Source organism: Aliiroseovarius sp. YM-037, from assembly GCF_048060095.1.
Taxonomy (GTDB): domain Bacteria; phylum Pseudomonadota; class Alphaproteobacteria; order Rhodobacterales; family Rhodobacteraceae; genus JBLUOA01.
Map to the genome: position 1 here is coordinate 1535893 of NZ_JBLUOA010000001.1, position 16929 is coordinate 1552821.

Consider the following 16929-nt stretch of genomic DNA (forward strand, 5'->3'; position numbering starts at 1 on the left):
CCTCTTGAGGATTTGGGCATAGAATGCGAGCGTGACGGCAGCCCGTCAATCGCTGCAGTATCCGTGGTTTTGCCGAAATTGGTAAGAAAAACTTACAAAAATACCGGTTCTACGTAGAAGTTGGTATTTATTCGGCGGACTGCTGCCGCTAGGGTGCCGATTACCAAAAACGCCCAACGTAATGGGTTGGGCATCAATTCGGGAGGAAATACCATATGGATCGTCGTTCTTTCTTGAGAACATCCGCGCTTGGCGGGACCGCCGCAGCGGCATCGACGCTTGCTGCACCGGCCTACGCGCAAGGCAACCGGACGCTGACGCTTGTTACGACCTGGGGTCGTGGCCTTGCGGGCGTCCACGACAGCGCACAGCGCTGCGCCGACACGATCACAGCCATGACAGACGGTGCACTGACAGTCGATCTGAAAGCCGCGGGCGAGCTTGTGGGCGCGTTCGAAGTTTTTGACGCCGTGACATCCGGTCAGGCCGATATGTATCACGGTGCGGACTACTATTTCGTAGGCCAGCATCCGGGCTATGCGTTCTTCACGGCTGTTCCGTTCGGCATGACCGCGCAGGAACTTGTGAACTGGTATTACCATGATGGCGGCCACGAACTGCACGACGAGCTGGGCCAGATTTTCGGCCTGAAATCGTTCCTCGGCGGTAACACTGGCGCGCAAGCTGGCGGTTGGTTCAGCAAGGAAATCAGCGGGCCGGAAGACTTCAATGGCCTCAAGTTCCGCATGCCGGGTCTTGGCGGCGAAGCGCTTGGCCGCATGGGTGCATCGGTTCAGAACCTTCCGGGGTCCGAAGTGTATCAGGCGCTTGCGTCCGGTGCGATTGACGGGACGGAGTGGATCGGCCCGTGGGCGGACGAAAAGGCCGGTTTCCAGGAAATCACCAAGTTCTACTACACCGCTGGCTTCCATGAGCCGGGTGCAGGCCTGTCGCTCGCAACGAACCGCGACGTCTATGAAAGCCTGAGCCCTGCGCATCAGAAAGTGATCGAGATCGCTGCCGCTGAATCCCACCAGTGGAACCTTGCGCAATTCCTGACCAACAACGGTGCGGCGCTTCAGCGCCTGCAATCTGCTGGCGTCAAGGTTCTCGAATTCCCGGATACTGTCTGGGATGCGATGGGCGCTGCTGCCGACGAAACGCTGCAGCAGTACATGGGCGATGATCTTTACAAGCGCATCTACGACAGCGCGATGACGTCGATGAAGGCGTCTTCCGGCTGGCTGACACGGTCCGAAGGTGTATACCGCACCCAGCGTGACCGCATCCTCGGCTAAGCCGATCCGCGACACTCCAAAAGGCCCCCTCATAGCAGGGGGCCTTTTCGGAAACCGCGACCGATAAGGTCGCAAAAATTGGGGAGGATCACCCATGCTGGACGGCATCGTCTGGTTTTTCAAAAACATCGCACTCGCGTTCTACAACCTCGGCTATGCGGTAACCCATCCGCAGTTGTGGCTGGACTGGGCCAACCCCGAGGCGATCATGCGCGTGATTTATTACGGCGGATCGGTTGAGCTGTTCTTCGTCGTGTTCACCACGTTCCTTGTGGTGACAGCGATCGGTCTTTGGAAAAACAGCTTCATGTGGGGCTGCGTGCGTGCGCTTGAGGGGTTGGCCAATACGCTGGGCCGGTTCGTCGCGTGGGCCGGGCTTTTGATGGTTCTCCAGCAGATCGTGATCGTTTTCGTGCAGCGCATCTTTGCGCAGGCCGAAATCTCTGTCGGCTTCGGTGCCGCGCTGACCAAAGACGTTAGCTGGTGGGCCGAGGAGTTGAAATTCTACAACGCGTTGATCGTGACGCTTTGCGCGACATACACCTTCGTGCAAGGTGGCCATGTCCGCGTTGACCTGATTTACTCCGGCGTCAGCCACCGCACCAAGCGCATCATCGACATGTGCGGATCGCTGTTCTTCATGATGCCGTCGGCCATTTTGACGTGGATGTACGGCTGGTATTTCATGTGGCGGCACCTTGTCGTGCCGAAACCCTCCGCGTCCGACACGCTTGACCGTTTGATGTTGAAAGCCAAGGCGCTGCGCTGGAACGTCGAAACCATCGGCTTTTCGCCAAACGGCTTTAACGGATACTTCCTGTTCAAAGTGCTTCTCGTCACGTTTGCAGGGCTCGTCTTCCTTCAGGCAATCGCGTTCTTCTACCGCTCGTTCCTTGAGTGGAAAGAAGGACCGGAGAGCGCTGGAAAATACCTCGACAAGGATTCCCTTGGCGAAGGTCAAGAAGCCTACGAAGGCACACACTAAGATTAGGGGCAGAAACCATGCTTTTCGGACTTGATGGCGTCGAGATCGGCCTGATCATCGTCTTTCTCTGCCTCTTCGGAGGCATCTTGTCGGGTTTTCCGGTGGCGTTCGCCATCAGCGGCGCGGCGGTTATTTCCTTTGCGATCATCGCATCGCTCGACGGCTCCGGCCTGTTGATTCATGAGGCGATAGATACCTCAACCCAAGCCTATAGCGACGTGTTGGCGGGTGGGGCACACCCGGATTCCGTCTCGCATTTCAGGTATCCAGACTTACCAACCGTGGGTGTGCCAGTCTTTCCACAGGGCTGGGAAGTCGCGCTTGATCGCAACATCTCATTCATCGTGAACCGGATGAACGAACGGGTCCTGGCCGGTCAGTCCATCGAAACGCTGCTGGCAGTTCTGATGTTCGTGATGATGGGCATTACGCTGGAACGGTCGCGGATTGCCGAAGACCTGCTGACCACGATGGCGAAGGTTTTTGGCCCGCTGCCGGGCGGTTTGGCCGTGTCGATTGTGGTCGTGGGGGCGTTCCTTGCCGCCTCAACCGGGATCGTCGGGGCGACTGTTGTGACAATGGGTTTGCTGGCCCTGCCGACGATGCTGAAGAACAACTATTCGCCGGAACTGGCGACGGGTGTTATTGCGGCGTCGGGCACGTTGGGGCAGATCATTCCGCCGTCCATTGTGATCGTTCTTCTCGGCACGTTGGCTGGCGATCTTTATTCCGCCGCGCAGGAACAGCGCGCGCAGGAGGCGGGGTGCTCCGATGCGCTGACCTATCTTGGCGAAGCGGCTGTTGTTTCGGTCGGGACGCTATTTCAGGCCGCGCTTTTGCCGGGTATCATGCTGGCGCTGCTCTATGCGCTTTATTCCTTCGGCTACGCGCTGCTGAAGCCGCATAATGCCCCGCCGGTTCGCAGTGAAGAGTCCGATGGCGAGATTATCACGAAAAGCGATGCGTTCCTTTGGCTGCTCGGCGCCCCGATTGGCTTGGTCGCCGCGACGATCCTTGCGGTGTCGTTCAATGTCGCCGGGTCGCAAAGCACGGTTGTCGACAGCTTCTCTGACGCGTCACAAGCAGCGATGCTGCGCACGAACGTATCAGAGCAGTGTCAGCAGTCGATGATCGACCTGCACGGGCAAGATCGGTGGGACTCCGCCGTCGCCCAGCAGCAAGAGATTGACGACGCTGGCGGTGTTCAGCAAAGCCGCGCGCTGACGCTTGAAGAACTCGCCGCAGCGATGGAAGAAAAGATCGACAACGCCGCTCCGATTGGCACCGGCGTGCTGACGATGGTCGTTCTTCTTGGTATCGTGCTGGCCTTTGCGCGGGGGATCGCACCGTCTGCGGATCGTCGCCCGTTGCTGATTGGCGGCATCGGTGTGGTGTTGGCCTTGGCAATCGACATTCTGGTGATCGGGCCGACGACATCCTCTGGCGCGACCTTCCTGTTGTTGGCAATTCCGGTTGCGCTGATCCTATATGGATGTCGCTATGCTGCCGGGCTGCTGGGGCAGAACCAGCTTCTCCGCGTGGTGTTCCCGCCGCTTGTTTTGATCGTTGCGGTGCTTGGGTCGATCCTTGGCGGTATCACCAACCCGACGCCCGCTGCGGCGCTTGGCGCGGGCGGTGCGATCCTGCTGGCAGCCTATCGCAAGTTGCAGGACGAGGAGAAATCCGGCCGGGTGATCCTGATGGCGGCATTCTCCGTCCTGATCCTGATCCTGATCGGCGTGAACTTTGACCTACGGGTTAGCCGCGCTGTTGTTCCGTTTGAGGATTGGGTCGCCTACTTCGCGGCCCAAGCTGCGTTCCTGTTCGCGATGTTCGGAATCCTTTACGGCTGCTGGGTGTTGTTCCGCGGCGGTGTTTTGACGCCTGTCGTGCGCGAAACGGCCAAGGTGACGTCGATGGTGTTCACCATCCTGATCGGGTCGCAATTGTTGAACCTCGTCGTGATCTCCTTCGGGGGAGAGCACTATATTCAGCAGTTCCTCCGCAGCTTTGATAATGAGCTGACCGTCTTCCTGATCGTCATGCTCGTGCTGTTCATCCTCGGCTTTGTGCTCGATTTTCTTGAGATCATCTACATCGTGATCCCGATTGTCGGGCCGGTTATCTATGGCGGCACGATGGACCCGAAATGGGTCACGATCATGATTGCGGTGAACCTTCAGACGTCGTTCCTGACGCCACCCTTTGGCTTCGCGCTGTTCTATCTGCGCGGCGTTGCGCCGCCGGAAGTCACAACTGGGCATATCTATCGTGGGATCATACCGTTCGTGTTGATCCAGGTGCTCGGGCTGGCGCTGCTGTGGTTGTTCCCATGGGTCGTTACGATTGTGCCGAACCTGATCGGGGCGTAATCGGAAAAGCATAGAGAACGACGTGAAACGCGCCCGGATTTAGGGCGCGTTTCTATTTCGGGTGTATCATTTGCGAGGACGACGCCCGGTGTTGGCCGTCGGATGCCTCCGGCGGGGATATTTTGGGAAAATGGTCGGGTTGGGTTAGCCCTTTCGGGCCATTGTGTCTGGCAGGCTGATTTTCGCGACCTGTTCGGCGATCGGATCGACGGAAAGGGGGTGCGTGTCGGCCTCGTAAGCCTCGGGTGATTTCATGTTTTCCCACGCGCCGTTGCGGTAGACCTCAAGCGCGCCGAACTTGGCTTTGTAGCCCATCTTGGCGCTGCCCGGCACCCAATAGCCCAGATAGACGTAGGGCAGACCGGCTTCCCGCGCGATATCGATGTGATCGAGGACGAGGTATGTTCCAACGCTGTCGCGGGCGCTGTCGGGGGCGTAGAAAGAATAGACCATCGATAGCCCATCCTCCAACACGTCGGTCAGGCAGACCGCGCGAAGTTCCTGATCTCCGTCATCGGTTTGGCGTGAGTATTCGATAAGGCGGGACCGGATCGGGGTTTCCTCGACCATTGCGGCGAATTCGAACACATCCATATCGGCCATGCCGCCATCGGCGTGGCGGGCATCGAGATAGCTGCGGAACAGTTCGTATTGATCTTCGGTGGCCCAAGGGCTTGTCACATTTCTGTTCAGCGCCTCGTTGCGCCGGCGGGTCCGGCGTTGGCTTTTGGATGGCTTGAAATCCGCCACCCTGATCCGCGCTGAAAGGCAGGCGGAGCAATCCGCACAGGACGGGCGGTAAAGCACGTTTTGCGACCGCCTGAACCCTTGTTTTGACAGTGAATCGTTCAACTGTTCTGCGTTTTCGCCTTGCAGCGCTGTGAACAGCTTCCGTTCCTTCCGACCCTCAAGATAGGGGCAGGGCTGGGGGGCGGTCACGTAGAACTGCGGTGCAATGGGCAGCGAATGGCGCATGGATTTCCTTGGTCGTTCCTTTGTCCAAGGTTAGCAACCGAAACTGGTGCCGCCAAGCCTTTGTTGAGTTTCGGAAATCACGATCGGGCGGCGCGGTTTACCGCTGCGGTTCCAAGCGCGATATCGGTCAGACCTTGGGCGCGTGAGTTGGTCAGCATGAAACCGATTGAGACGATCTGAATGATGACCATCGATACAGATATCACGTAGCCGATTGTGTGTAGCAGGGCTGTTGCGAAATCAAAACGCTCTCCATTTCCGGTGCGCAGTTCGATTGACACAAGGCGCATCCCCGGCGTGGCGGAGTGACGGCTGATCGAAACGACGCGATAGATGAAGTTCACGGTGACGTAGAGCAATGGCAGGAAGAACAGCGCCGTGAATGCGGTGAATGGCACGATCAGAAGGGTAAGCAGCCCGGTCAGCAGAGTGTCGATCACCCACGCGAAAAAGCGTTTCATGGGGATATCCTGATAAAACTCCGCCTCGCGGTCAGGGTCGGGTAGGCCCCAGAGGGCGCTGGAATGGGTCATTGTATCCTCTGTCATCGAAAACGGCCCCGTCATTGGGGCCGCTGTCCGGTTTGTGGGTCGCATCACGCTTCGACGGGGGTATCGTCGATTTCGTCTTCTTTGGCTTTCTTGGCCCGTTCGTCCATGAACTCATCAAATTCCGATTTGTCCTTGGCTTCACGCAGGCGCTGCAGGAATGCCTCAAAGTTCTTCTGTTCTTCCTCAAGGCGGTGCAGGGTGTCGGCCTTGTAGGCGTCGAATGCCGTGTTGCCGGAAGAGTTGAACTTGTAGTGTGTCTTGGCGCGGCGTGCGTGACCGCATTTGCCGGAAAACATGCGTTTGCTCCAGATCATGTAGGCGAGAAGGGCGAGGCCAAGCGGCCAGAAGAAGATAAAGCTCAGGATCATTGCCGCGATCCATGCGCCTTTGCCGCGCGCGTCCAGCCAAGTTTCAGCTTGGGATGGCCAAGTGGCTACGGTGCTCATTAATTGGTCTCCAATCCAGTTTGCGGGTCTATGTGAATGTCTTTCACATTACAGAGATTGGCATGTTCGATCACAATTTCAAGAGAAATGTGAAAGATATTTACATTACTTCCGATTATGACGTGAAATCAGCAGGTTGTGCGGTGGATACTTCCCTGAGAATCTGCGGATCGATGGGGAAAATGTGCCGTGGCGTGCCTGCCGCGGCCCAAATCACGTCAAACGACGCAAGTTTTGGGTCCATAAAGGCCCGAACGTCGGAGATAAGGCCGATGGGGGCCACGCCACCAATGGCAAAGCCCGTTTTCGCGCGGATCAATGCCGCGTCGGCCTTGCCGAGACGTTCGCCCGCGCAATCTGATGCGCGCGCAGGGCAGACCTGATTTCCGCCAGCTGTAAGGAATAGGTAAGCCTCGCCGCTATCCTCGCCGCGAAAGATGATGGACTTGGCGATCTGATCAAGCGCACAGCCAGCGGCGGCTGCGGCCTGCTGCGCCGTGCGGGTTTCGCCGGGCATCTCAAGGATTTCGACCTCAAGGCCCGCATCCTCAAGCGCGCGGGCGACCCGTTTCAGGCTTTTGCTCATCCATCCGTCCTTTGGCTGTCGCAATAGTCGTATCGACCGTTTCGGCCATTGACCACCCCGCAGCCGCGCCGCATCTTCACCGCATGAATTTTTCGAGCCGCATCACCCGTTGTCCGATTCCGTTTGATGAGGAGCGGGGGGTCGACGCGACCGCTTTGCTGAAGGATGCCACCGCTGAAACAACTGAGCTTGTGGCGGGCGCGGCGGGGTGCAGCCCATACCTCGCCGGGTTGATCCAGAAAGAGGCGGAGTGGCTGCAAGGCACGCTTTCCGCCGCGCCGGAAGGTGTGCTGGATGAGATTTGCGCGGACCTCGCGGCCGTCGCGCCGGATGAACTTGGCGCAGCATTGCGGCAGGGAAAACGCAGGGTCGCACTGCTGACCGCGCTATGTGATCTGGGGGGCGTGTGGGTGTTGCATGACGTGACGGGGGCGTTGACCCGCTTTGCCGATCTGTCGGTTGACCTCGCCATGAAAGCGCAGATCGGGGCTGAGATACGGCGTGGCAAGCTGCCGGGTATGGAGCCGGAGGATGTGGAAACCGCTGGCGGCATGGTCGCGCTCGCCATGGGCAAGATGGGCGCGGGGGAGTTGAATTACTCCTCGGACGTGGACCTGATCTGCCTGTTCGATGAACGCCGATTTGATCCCGATGATTATCACGAGGCGCGGGCCAGTTTCATTCGGGCGACGCGACGCATGGCAGCGATGCTAAGCGACATGACCGGCGACGGTTACGTGTTTCGCACGGATTTGCGGCTGCGGCCTGACCCGTCGGTCACACCCGTCTGCCTCGCCATGGAAGCGGCGGAGCGGTATTACGAAAGCGTTGGCCGCACATGGGAACGTGCCGCGCATATCAAGGCGCGGCCCTGCGCGGGTGATCTCGACGCGGGGTGGGAGTATCTGGAACGCTTGCGCCCGTTTGTCTGGCGCAAGCATCTCGATTTTGCGGCCATTCAGGACGCCCACGACATGCGGTTGAGGATACGCGACCACAAAGGGCTGGGCGGTCCGATCACCTTGCCGGGGCATAACATGAAGCTCGGGCGCGGCGGTATTCGCGAGATAGAGTTTTTCACCCAAACCCGCCAAATCATCGCCGGTGGGCGTGATGCGGACCTGCGATCCCGCGAAACGGTCGAAGGGTTGGCGCAGCTTCAGCAAAAGGGTTGGGTTCCGGCGGATGTTGCCGACACCCTGACCGATCACTATCGGTTTCACCGCGAGGTCGAACACCGCCTTCAGATGATTAACGACGCGCAAACCCATGATTTGCCGAATTCGGATGAGGGCTTTGACCGGCTCGCGCGGTTCATGGGGATCGGTGACACGGACACGTTGAAAGCAGACCTGATGTCACGGCTGTCGGATGTGCACGAACTGACCGAGAGTTTCTTCGCCCCAGAGGAGACCCCCGCCGCCCCCGACCTGTCGGAGTCGGCGTCAGAGATTGTTTCGCGCTGGCGAAGCTATCCCGCGCTCCGCTCTGACCGCGCGCAGGAGATTTTTCAGCGTGTGAAACCTGACATCCTGTCTCGCATGACACGCGCCGCGAAGCCGGATGAGGCGCTCGTGCAATTCGATAGCTTCCTCGCGGGCCTTCCGGCAGGCGTCCAACTGCTGTCGTTGTTTGAGGCGAACCCACAGCTGATTGATCTGCTTGTAGACATCTGCGCAACCGCCCCGGCGCTTGCGCGGCATTTGTCGCGGAATTCCAAAGTGCTCGACGCGGTGATCGGCGGCGCGTTCTTTAGCGACTGGCCGGGGGTGAGTGTGCTTGGCGAACAGCTCTCCGCCCAGATGGTTGAGGCGGATGACTACGAACGCGCGCTCGATACCTCGCGACGGTTCATGCAGGAATGGCATTTTCGGATCGGGGTTCACCATCTGCGCGGCTTGATCAGCGCCGAAGATGCGGGCACGCAATACGCCGAGTTGGCAGAGGCGGTTGTGGCCGCGTTGTGGCCGCTGGTTGTCGCCGAATTTGCCCGCAAACACGGCCCGCCGCCGGGGAAAGGGGCGGTCGTGCTGGGCATGGGATCACTGGGCGCCCGGCGGCTGAACGCGCGGTCGGACCTTGATCTGATCGTAATCTACGATGCCGATGGGGCAGAGGCGTCCGATGGTCCACGATCCCTATCGACGCGGCCGTATTTTGCCCGTCTTACACAAGCTATGCTGACCGCGCTGACTGCGCCAATGGCCGAGGGGCGGCTTTATGAGGTCGACATGCGCCTTCGCCCGTCAGGGAGGCAGGGGCCGGTTGCAACCGCGATCCAGTCCTTCACGACATACCAGAGGGAAGAAGCCTGGACGTGGGAGCACCTCGCCCTGACCCGTGCTCGTGTCGTCGCCGGGGCAGAGGAGCTTGGCGAACGGATTGAGTCGTTTCGCGCGGAGTTGTTGTCGGAAAACGGCGAGCCAAAGAAGGTGCTGCAAGATGTGATCGAGATGCGCGAGCGTCTGGCCCGTGCAAAACCCGCAACCCACAGGTGGGAGGCCAAGCTTGGATCGGGACGGATGCAGGATATCGAACTTCTGTCGCAAGCAGCCGCTTTGATGGCGGGCGAAACAGCGCGTGATATCGACACCCAGCTTGCCGCTGCATCTCGGATCGGCTGGCTGAACGATGGCGCGGCTGAAACACTCCGCAAAAGCTACGATCTGATGTGGCGCGTGCAGTCCGGGGCGAAGCTGTTGTCGGACAGACCGCTTGATATGGATGAGGTTGGCGAAGGCGGGCAGGCATTCATGCTGCGCGAAACGGAACAAGACAACCTGTCGACGCTAGAGGATGCCATTGCTGCTTTGTCCTCTGACGCCGCCGCCGTGATCGACGACGCCTTGTCGCGCGAACCCAAGGGGATTTGACATGATCGACATCAAAACGCTCGACCCACGTGGACTGTTCAAGGACAGCTATGAAATCGACGGGATCACCGAGGGGGAATGCCGGTCGATTTTTCTTGACTGGGCGATCATGCTGCCCGCCGGGCAAGACGCCCGCCCGTGGGTTGAGGAAATTTACGCGCTCTACGCGCCGCAGCACCCGGATCACCCGATGACCAGTGTGCTCCATCAGGGTATGGCCGAGGCGCGGCAGACCGGGCGGCGCGGTGGCCGCGCGGCGCGCGTGAAAGCGGATCGCGCGGATTAGCTTCGGGGCAGGGCGGCGGCCTCTTTCGCGAGCGCTTCAATCCCGGCCCAATCGCCGTCCGCGATCTTGTTTTGCGGTGCGACCCATGATCCGCCAGCACAAAGCGTGTTCGTCAGCGAAAGATAGTCATTCGCATTCGACAGGCTGACCCCTCCCGTGGGGCAAAAGCTGACCTGCGGGATTGGTGCGCCGATGGCCTTCAAAGCAGGCGCGCCGCCAGAGGCTTCGGCGGGAAAGAACTTCTGCACGGTATAGCCTCGCTCCAACAGGCGCATCGCCTCGCTTGCCGTGGCGGCACCGGGCAGCAGCGGCAGGTCTTCGTCTTCACACGCTTGCAGCAGGATGTCTGTTGCGCCGGGTGACACGCCAAATGTTGCGCCCGCATCCTTTGCCGCACGGACATCATCGGGGGTCAGCAAGGTGCCCGCCCCAACATGGCCACCACTAACCTTCGCCATTTCGCGGATCACGCCAAGCGCGGCGGGGGTCCGCAGCGTCACCTCTAACGCCGGAAGGCCACCGGCGACAAGCGCTTCGGCCAAAGGGCGTGCGGTGGCCGGGTCGGACACGACCAGCACCGGGACAATGGGGGCGAGTGCGCAGATATCGCGGGCGCACTGGCTGGATTCTTCGGGGGTCATGGACTGCTCCTGTCTTTCGGCGGCGTCGGCCTGCCGTGTCGGTTCAAATCAAACGGCGACGCCCGCGCCATCGGTCGCAAGGCCGACATTGCGACGGAACACTTCAAACAACTCGCGCCCCATACCGGATTGGTTCGGCGTCAGATCGTGTTCTGCGGCCGGGCGATCAAGCGCGCCATCGGTCAGAACGTCAATCGATCCCTTGACCGCATCAACGCGAATAATGTCCCCGTCCGCGATATGCGCGATTGGTCCGCCCATCGCGGCTTCTGGACACAGATGGATCGCGGCGGGCACCTTGCCCGAGGCACCCGACATCCGTCCGTCGGTGACGAGCGCGACTTTCAGGCCTCGATCCTGCAGCACGGCAAGCGTCGGCGTCAGACTGTGAAGTTCCGGCATTCCGTTGGCGTGCGGCCCCTGGAAGCGGACGACGACGACGACGTCGGTGGTGAACTCGCCCGCTTTGAACGCGTCCTTTACGGCCTCTTGGCTGTGGAAAACACGGGCAGGGGCTTCGATCACGTGCCGCTCTTCTGCCACCGCTGAAATCTTGATCGCCGCACGTCCGAGGTTGCCTTTCAAGTCCTTCAGCCCGCCCGTCGGTTGGAACGGCGCGTCCGCAGGGCGCAGGATCTTGTCGTTCAGTGTTTCGCTCGCGCCCGCCTGCCATGTCAGGGCCCCGTCGATCAGCTTTGGCTCTTCCGCATAGCGGCCAAGCCCGTCGCCCGCGACCGTGATCGTGTCGGGGTGAAGAAGCCCCGCATCCAGAAGTTGGCCGATCATGTAGCCAAGCCCGCCCGCCGCGTGAAAATGGTTCACGTCGGCAAGGCCGTTTGGATAAACCTTCGCCATCAGGGGCGTCACATCCGCCAGATCGGCAAAGTCCTGTAGGTCGAGTTGTATGCCTGCAGCGCGTGCCATTGCAGGCAGATGCAGCACAAGGTTGGTCGACCCGCCCGTCGCCATCAATCCGACGATGCCGTTCACAAAGGCCTTTTCGTCAAGCACATGTCCCGCCGGACGGAAGTCATTGCCAAGCGCCGTAATCTCAAGCGCGCGTTTCGCGCCGGCGGTTGTCAGGGCGTCGCGCAGTTCTGTATTCGGGTTCACGAAAGACGCGCCGGGCAGGTGCAGGCCCATGAACTCCATCAGCATTTGGTTGGTGTTGGCGGTTCCATAGAATGTGCAGGTGCCGGGGCCGTGGTAGCTTGCCATTTCGGCGGCCATCAGGGCATCGCGGTCACAATCGCCTTTCGCGAATTCCTGCCGGACCTTGGCCTTTTCATCGTTGGGCAGACCGGACGGCATGGGGCCAGCCGGAAGGAACACCGCCGGGATGTGACCAAAGCTTGCCGCTGCGATCACAAGGCCGGGCACGATCTTGTCGCACACCCCAAGGTAAAGTGCTGCGTCAAACGTGTTGTGTGACAGCGATACCCCGGCGGCGAGTGCGATCACGTCGCGAGAGAACAGCGAAAGCTCCATCCCCGGTTGGCCCTGCGTCACCCCGTCACACATGGCGGGAACGCCGCCCGCGACTTGCGCGGTTGCGCCAACCTCTTGCGCCGCGGCTTTGATCAGATCGGGGAAGCGGGCGAACGGTTGGTGGGCTGACAGCATATCGTTATAGGCCGTCACAATCCCAAGGTTCGGTGCACGTCCTTCGGCCAAGCGGGACTTCTGCCCTTCCATCGCGGCGTAGGCGTGGGCCTGATTGCCGCAGCTTAGATGGGCGCGGGCCGGGCCGGACTCCGCCGCGCCGTCAATCATTTTTAGATAGGCCGCGCGTGTTTCGGCGCTCCGTTCAATGATACGGTCTGTTACGTCTCGCAAGGTGGTGTGCAGGGTCATTGGATGCTCATCTCAATTCGATTGCTTGCGCACTATCACATTTCGTTAGCGCTAACAACCAATCAAACTTTGTTCCAGAACAGGGTGAAGAGGCACTTCCTCATCCCAAGCGAAAGGGTTATGGGATGGCGATGAATACCCGTGATCTTCCCGTCGTTCGGCTAAAGCCAAAGACCGATGCCCGCCCCATTCGCCACGGCTTTCCGTGGGTTTATGCGAACCAAATCGTAACGAACCGGCGCACCAAGGCGATACTCCCCGGCGCGCTGGCGCGGTTGGAAGATTCGGAGAGGGCGCCCCTGGGTGTGGTCACAGCGAACCCGAATTCAAAGATCTTCTGCCGGATGCTGGATCGCGACCCGGACGCCGTGATCGACAAGGCGTGGCTTGCCGCAAAGCTGACGCGTGCGTTGCGGCACCGTGAGCGGCTGTTCGACACGGCGTTCTATCGCTTGATCCATGCAGAGGCCGACGGATTGCCGGGCGTCATCATCGACCGGTTTGGCGACACGCTCGTTATCCAACCGAATGCCGCATGGGCCGATGTGCTGTTCGATGACCTCTCCGCCGCGGCGGCAGAGGTTACGGGGGTAAGCACGATCATCAAAAACGCAACAGGCCGCGCCCGCAAGCTGGAGGGCTTAGACGAGAACAGTGCGATCATCGGCGGCGAGGTGACAGCGCCTGTTCCCGTGACGATGAACGGCGCGACCTATATGGCCGACCTGACCGGCGGTCAGAAAACCGGCCTATTCTACGATCAACGCGCGAACCATACCTTTGCGCAGCGTCTTGCGGATGGCGCGCGGGTGCTTGACGTGTTTTCCCATGTCGGCGGCTTCGCCCTTGCCGCGCTGGCGGGTGGGGCGACATCGGCGCTGGCCGTCGATGGGTCCACTGCGGCGCTCGACCTCGCGAAACAGGGGGCAGAGGCGACGGGCGTTGCTGATCGGTTCGCCACGATGAAGGCGGATGCATTTGATGCGTTGACCAGTCTTGGCGAGCAGGGAGAGGTCTTCGACGTCGTTATTTGTGATCCGCCCGCTTTCGCGCCAACCAAACAGTCACTCGACGCCGGGCTGCGGGCGTATGAACGGGTCGCGCGACTGGCTGCACCGCTGGTCGCGGCTGGGGGGTATCTCGTCCTTTGTTCGTGCTCTCACGCAGCGGACGTGTCGCGCTTTCAGAAAGCCTGCAATCGCGGCATCGGTCGCGGCGGGCGACAGGCGCAGTTGATCTACACGGGGTTCGCGGGGGCGGACCATCCGCTTCTGCCACAGCTTGCCGAAAGCGGGTATCTGAAGGCGCTGTTCTATCGGCTGGACGGCTGATGCGTGCCTTTCTGGACGCCTGCGTCTTATACCCGACCGTCATGCGTGAAGTCCTATTGGGCGCGGCCAAAGCGGGTTTTTATGAACCCCAATGGTCGGAACGTGTATTGGAAGAATGGGCGCGAGCCACCCAAAAGCTCGGGCCAGAGGGTGAGGCGCAAGCGCGGGGCGAGATCGCGCTTTTGTCCATCGACTGGCCGCGGGCAAAAGCCAGACCGAAAGCCGGCGACCTCGATCGCCTTTGGCTTCCGGATACGAACGATATCCACGTCCTCGCCGCCGCGATTGCGGGATCTGCTGATACCATCGTCACCGTAAACGCCAAGGACTTCCCACGGAATATTCTGGCGGAGGAGGGTCTGTCGCGCTCGGACCCCGATCAACTATTGCTGGGGTTCCGCGCGGCTGACCCTGATCGGATGGTAGCCGTCGTCGAAAAGGTGAGGCTGAAGGCAGAGGATCTATCGGGCGAACCATGGAGCGCGCGCGCCCTTTTGAAGAAAGCCCGCCTGCCGCGGCTTGGCAAAGCGCTCGGCTAGGAACGATCAGGCACAGCGGCCCACTTCTCCTCCAACACCTCAATCGCGCGGATGCGTTCCGGTGTTTTTGGGTGGCTCATCAACCACGCGGGCATGGCGCCCGACCGGGATTGCGTCAACGCCTCAAGCTTTTCAAACAGCGATTTCTGCGGCCCGGTTCCGATCCCCGCCTTGGTCAGCAGCGCGGCGGCGTAGGCGTCGGCCTCATACTCATCAGACCGGGACAGCCGTGCGGCAAGCAGCGTCGTCAGGATGTTCGCGATCCAAACCCCGACACCGGGAATGATCCGCGACAGGATCATAGCAAGCGCGGTGCGCAAGGCGTTTTGCCCGGAAAAGTCGATCATCCGCCGCCGGGAATGTCCAAGCGCGACGTGCCCAAGTTCATGTGCGATGACCGAAGACAACTCCTCACCCGAAACCTCACCGTTCTGGTATTTCCGAAAGAACCCGCGCGTGATGAATATCCGCCCGTCCGGCGCAGCAAGGCCATTCACCGGGTCGATTTCGTAGACATGAACGCGAATGCGCGGCAGGTCGAGCGCCTTTGCCATCTCATCACAGTGATGCTTCAGGATTGGATCGGCCAGCTCGGTCGAGCGCGCATCAAGCTCTCGCGCGGTTCGCCAGGCAGAGAAGCGATACATCGCCAACGCATAGAGAATCGCAAGCAGGATGGGGGTGAGCTTCAACATGTTGAAGATATGGGGTGGCAGATGCGGAACGGCAACGAAAACCGACCGAAACCCGGTGGTTTGTGATCATCGCGAAAGAATTTTGGAACCAATACGCGCGGTAAGGCGTTTACCCGGCGAAAGCTTCAGGAGACACGAAGAAGAGAGAAGACCGTTGAACGAACGCCTTGGACAGAAGGAATTGAAAGCCGCGTTGGATAAGGCTTTTGAGGCGGAGCAAACGCTTCCGCCCGAATTCACGCGCCTTCTGGACAAAATGGCGGCGGTCGAACGGAATCGCGAACGCGAAGAACAACCCTGCCGTCGCGCTACCGGCTAAGGCTTTTCATCCCGCTTTCGATACCGGCAAGTGTCATCGGGACCATCTGCCCTTCGAAAATCTCGCGGATCATCTGAACGGACTGGGTGTAGCGCCAGTGGCTTTCCGGTAGGGGATTGATCCACAGGTTTTGCGGCCAATGCTCCCGCGCGCGTTGAAGCCATGTCGCGCCGGCCTCTTCATTCCAATGTTCATTAGCGCCGCCGGGATACGCGACCTCGTAAGGGGACATCGACGCATCGCCGACAAAGATGCACTTGTAGTCTGATCCGTACGTGCGCAACACCTCCCATGTCGGGGTTTGCGCGTTCCAACGGCGGCGGTTATCGCGCCAGACGCCTTCGTAAAGGCAGTTGTGGAAATAGTAGTATTCGAGGTGCTTGAATTCAGCGCGGGCGGCGGAAAACAGTTCTTCGACCACGCGAATATAGGGGTCCATTGATCCACCCACATCGAGAAACAGCAGCACCTTCACCGCATTGCGCCGCTCTGGCCGGGTTTTCACATCTAGATAGCCATGCTCTGCCGTTGCGCGGATCGTTCCATCGAGGTCGAGCTCCTCTGCCGCGCCGTCACGCGCCCAGCGGCGCAGGCGTTTCAGCGCCACCTTGATGTTGCGGGTGCCAAGTTCGATCGTGTCGTCGAGGTTGCGAAATTCGCGCTTGTCCCAGACCTTGACCGCGCGTTGGTGGCGGCTTTCTTTTTGCCCGATCCGCACGCCTTCGGGGTTGTAGCCATAGGCGCCGAACGGGGAGGTGCCGGCGGTGCCGATCCATTTGTTACCGCCCTGATGGCGGCCCTCTTGTTCCTTCAGCCGCTCTTTCAGCGTCTCCATCAACTTGTCGAATCCGCCAAGCGCTTCGATCTCGGCCTTTTCTTCGTCGCTCAGATGCTTTTCGGCCATCTTTTGCAGCCATTCGGCGGGGATATCGACGGCCTCCAGCACGTCGGAGGCTGAAATACTCTCCAACCCCTCAAAGCTCTTGGCAAAGGCGCGGTCGAACTTGTCGAGGTTGCGTTCATCTTTCACCATCGTCGTGCGGGCGAGGTAATAGAACCCTTCGATGTCGTAGGTGACAAGACCCGCCTGCATCGCACCGAGAAAGGACAGATATTCGCGCAGGCTGACGGGAATGCCAGTCGATCTGAGGTTGTCGAAAAACGGCAGGAACACGGGG

Annotated in this window: 16 protein-coding genes; 8 read left to right on the plus strand and 8 right to left on the minus strand. The window is 60.1% G+C overall.

Annotated features, from left to right (window positions below):
* The first annotated feature begins 215 nt into the window (after positions 1-215).
* The 3 genes from ACEWPJ_RS07565 to ACEWPJ_RS07575 all read left to right on the plus strand — a co-directional run bounded on the left by ACEWPJ_RS07565 (position 216) and on the right by ACEWPJ_RS07575 (position 4655).
* Positions 216-1298, plus strand: coding sequence for a TRAP transporter substrate-binding protein (locus ACEWPJ_RS07565; protein ID WP_416512154.1), 1083 nt, complete (start codon positions 216-218; stop codon positions 1296-1298).
* Between the two features lie 94 nt (positions 1299-1392).
* Complete coding sequence (locus tag ACEWPJ_RS07570) at positions 1393-2283, plus strand: TRAP transporter small permease subunit (protein ID WP_416512155.1); 891 nt, start codon at positions 1393-1395, stop codon at positions 2281-2283.
* Between the two features lie 17 nt (positions 2284-2300).
* Positions 2301-4655 (plus strand): TRAP transporter large permease, encoded by a 2355-nt coding sequence (locus ACEWPJ_RS07575; RefSeq protein ID WP_416512156.1) that lies wholly within the window; start codon positions 2301-2303, stop codon positions 4653-4655.
* Between the two features lie 144 nt (positions 4656-4799).
* On the opposite strand, the gene ACEWPJ_RS07580 is transcribed toward ACEWPJ_RS07575, so the two are convergent.
* The 4 genes from ACEWPJ_RS07580 to ACEWPJ_RS07595 form a co-directional block, all read right to left on the minus strand.
* Positions 4800-5630 carry an arginyltransferase gene (locus ACEWPJ_RS07580; RefSeq protein WP_416512157.1) on the minus strand — a complete coding sequence of 277 codons (831 nt, stop codon included), beginning with the start codon at positions 5628-5630 and terminating at the stop codon, positions 4800-4802.
* 77 nt (positions 5631-5707) lie between these two features.
* Positions 5708-6178, minus strand: coding sequence for an RDD family protein (locus ACEWPJ_RS07585; RefSeq protein WP_416512159.1), 471 nt, complete (start codon positions 6176-6178; stop codon positions 5708-5710).
* 47 nt (positions 6179-6225) lie between these two features.
* Positions 6226-6627: a DUF2852 domain-containing protein gene (locus tag ACEWPJ_RS07590; RefSeq protein WP_416512160.1), complete on the minus strand. Its 402-nt coding sequence runs from the start codon at positions 6625-6627 to the stop codon at positions 6226-6228.
* 115 nt (positions 6628-6742) lie between these two features.
* Positions 6743-7213, minus strand: a complete 471-nt coding sequence (locus tag ACEWPJ_RS07595; protein ID WP_416512161.1) for a YbaK/EbsC family protein — start codon at positions 7211-7213, stop codon at positions 6743-6745.
* A gap of 83 nt (positions 7214-7296) precedes the next feature.
* Between ACEWPJ_RS07595 and ACEWPJ_RS07600 the strand changes: the two genes are divergently transcribed.
* Positions 7297-10086 (plus strand): glutamine-synthetase adenylyltransferase, encoded by a 2790-nt coding sequence (locus tag ACEWPJ_RS07600; protein ID WP_416512162.1) that lies wholly within the window; start codon positions 7297-7299, stop codon positions 10084-10086.
* Position 10087: 1 nt separating this feature from the next.
* Positions 10088-10372: a hypothetical protein gene (locus tag ACEWPJ_RS07605; RefSeq protein ID WP_416512164.1), complete on the plus strand. Its 285-nt coding sequence runs from the start codon at positions 10088-10090 to the stop codon at positions 10370-10372.
* On the opposite strand, the gene eda is transcribed toward ACEWPJ_RS07605, so the two are convergent.
* Both eda and edd read right to left on the minus strand, forming a co-directional pair.
* A complete protein-coding gene (gene eda, locus ACEWPJ_RS07610; RefSeq protein WP_416512165.1) occupies positions 10369-11013 on the minus strand; it encodes a bifunctional 4-hydroxy-2-oxoglutarate aldolase/2-dehydro-3-deoxy-phosphogluconate aldolase in 645 nt (214 codons plus the stop codon). The genes ACEWPJ_RS07605 and eda overlap by 4 nt on opposite strands.
* Before the next feature lie 48 nt (positions 11014-11061).
* On the minus strand, positions 11062-12867 hold the full coding sequence (gene edd, locus ACEWPJ_RS07615) for a phosphogluconate dehydratase (protein WP_416512166.1): 1806 nt from the start codon (positions 12865-12867) through the stop codon (positions 11062-11064).
* Positions 12868-12998: 131 nt separating this feature from the next.
* On the opposite strand from edd, the gene ACEWPJ_RS07620 reads away from it, so the two are divergent.
* Both ACEWPJ_RS07620 and ACEWPJ_RS07625 read left to right on the plus strand, forming a co-directional pair.
* Positions 12999-14198, plus strand: coding sequence for an RSP_2647 family RNA methyltransferase (locus ACEWPJ_RS07620; protein ID WP_416513021.1), 1200 nt, complete (start codon positions 12999-13001; stop codon positions 14196-14198).
* Entirely contained in the window at positions 14198-14737 is a 540-nt protein-coding gene (locus tag ACEWPJ_RS07625; protein ID WP_416512167.1) for an RSP_2648 family PIN domain-containing protein, read from the plus strand. The genes ACEWPJ_RS07620 and ACEWPJ_RS07625 overlap by 1 nt, the downstream gene beginning before the upstream one ends.
* Here the strand turns inward: ACEWPJ_RS07625 and ACEWPJ_RS07630 are convergent.
* Positions 14734-15432 (minus strand): M48 family metalloprotease, encoded by a 699-nt coding sequence (locus tag ACEWPJ_RS07630; protein WP_416512168.1) that lies wholly within the window; start codon positions 15430-15432, stop codon positions 14734-14736. The two genes, ACEWPJ_RS07625 and ACEWPJ_RS07630, sit on opposite strands and share 4 nt — an antisense overlap.
* Here ACEWPJ_RS07630 and ACEWPJ_RS07635 point away from each other — a divergent pair.
* Positions 15419-15751, plus strand: a complete 333-nt coding sequence (locus ACEWPJ_RS07635) for a hypothetical protein (RefSeq protein ID WP_416512169.1) — start codon at positions 15419-15421, stop codon at positions 15749-15751. The two genes, ACEWPJ_RS07630 and ACEWPJ_RS07635, sit on opposite strands and share 14 nt — an antisense overlap.
* Here the strand turns inward: ACEWPJ_RS07635 and ACEWPJ_RS07640 are convergent.
* On the minus strand, positions 15741-16925 hold the full coding sequence (locus ACEWPJ_RS07640) for a vWA domain-containing protein (RefSeq protein WP_416512171.1): 1185 nt from the start codon (positions 16923-16925) through the stop codon (positions 15741-15743). The genes ACEWPJ_RS07635 and ACEWPJ_RS07640 overlap by 11 nt on opposite strands.
* Positions 16926-16929: the final 4 nt, after the last annotated feature.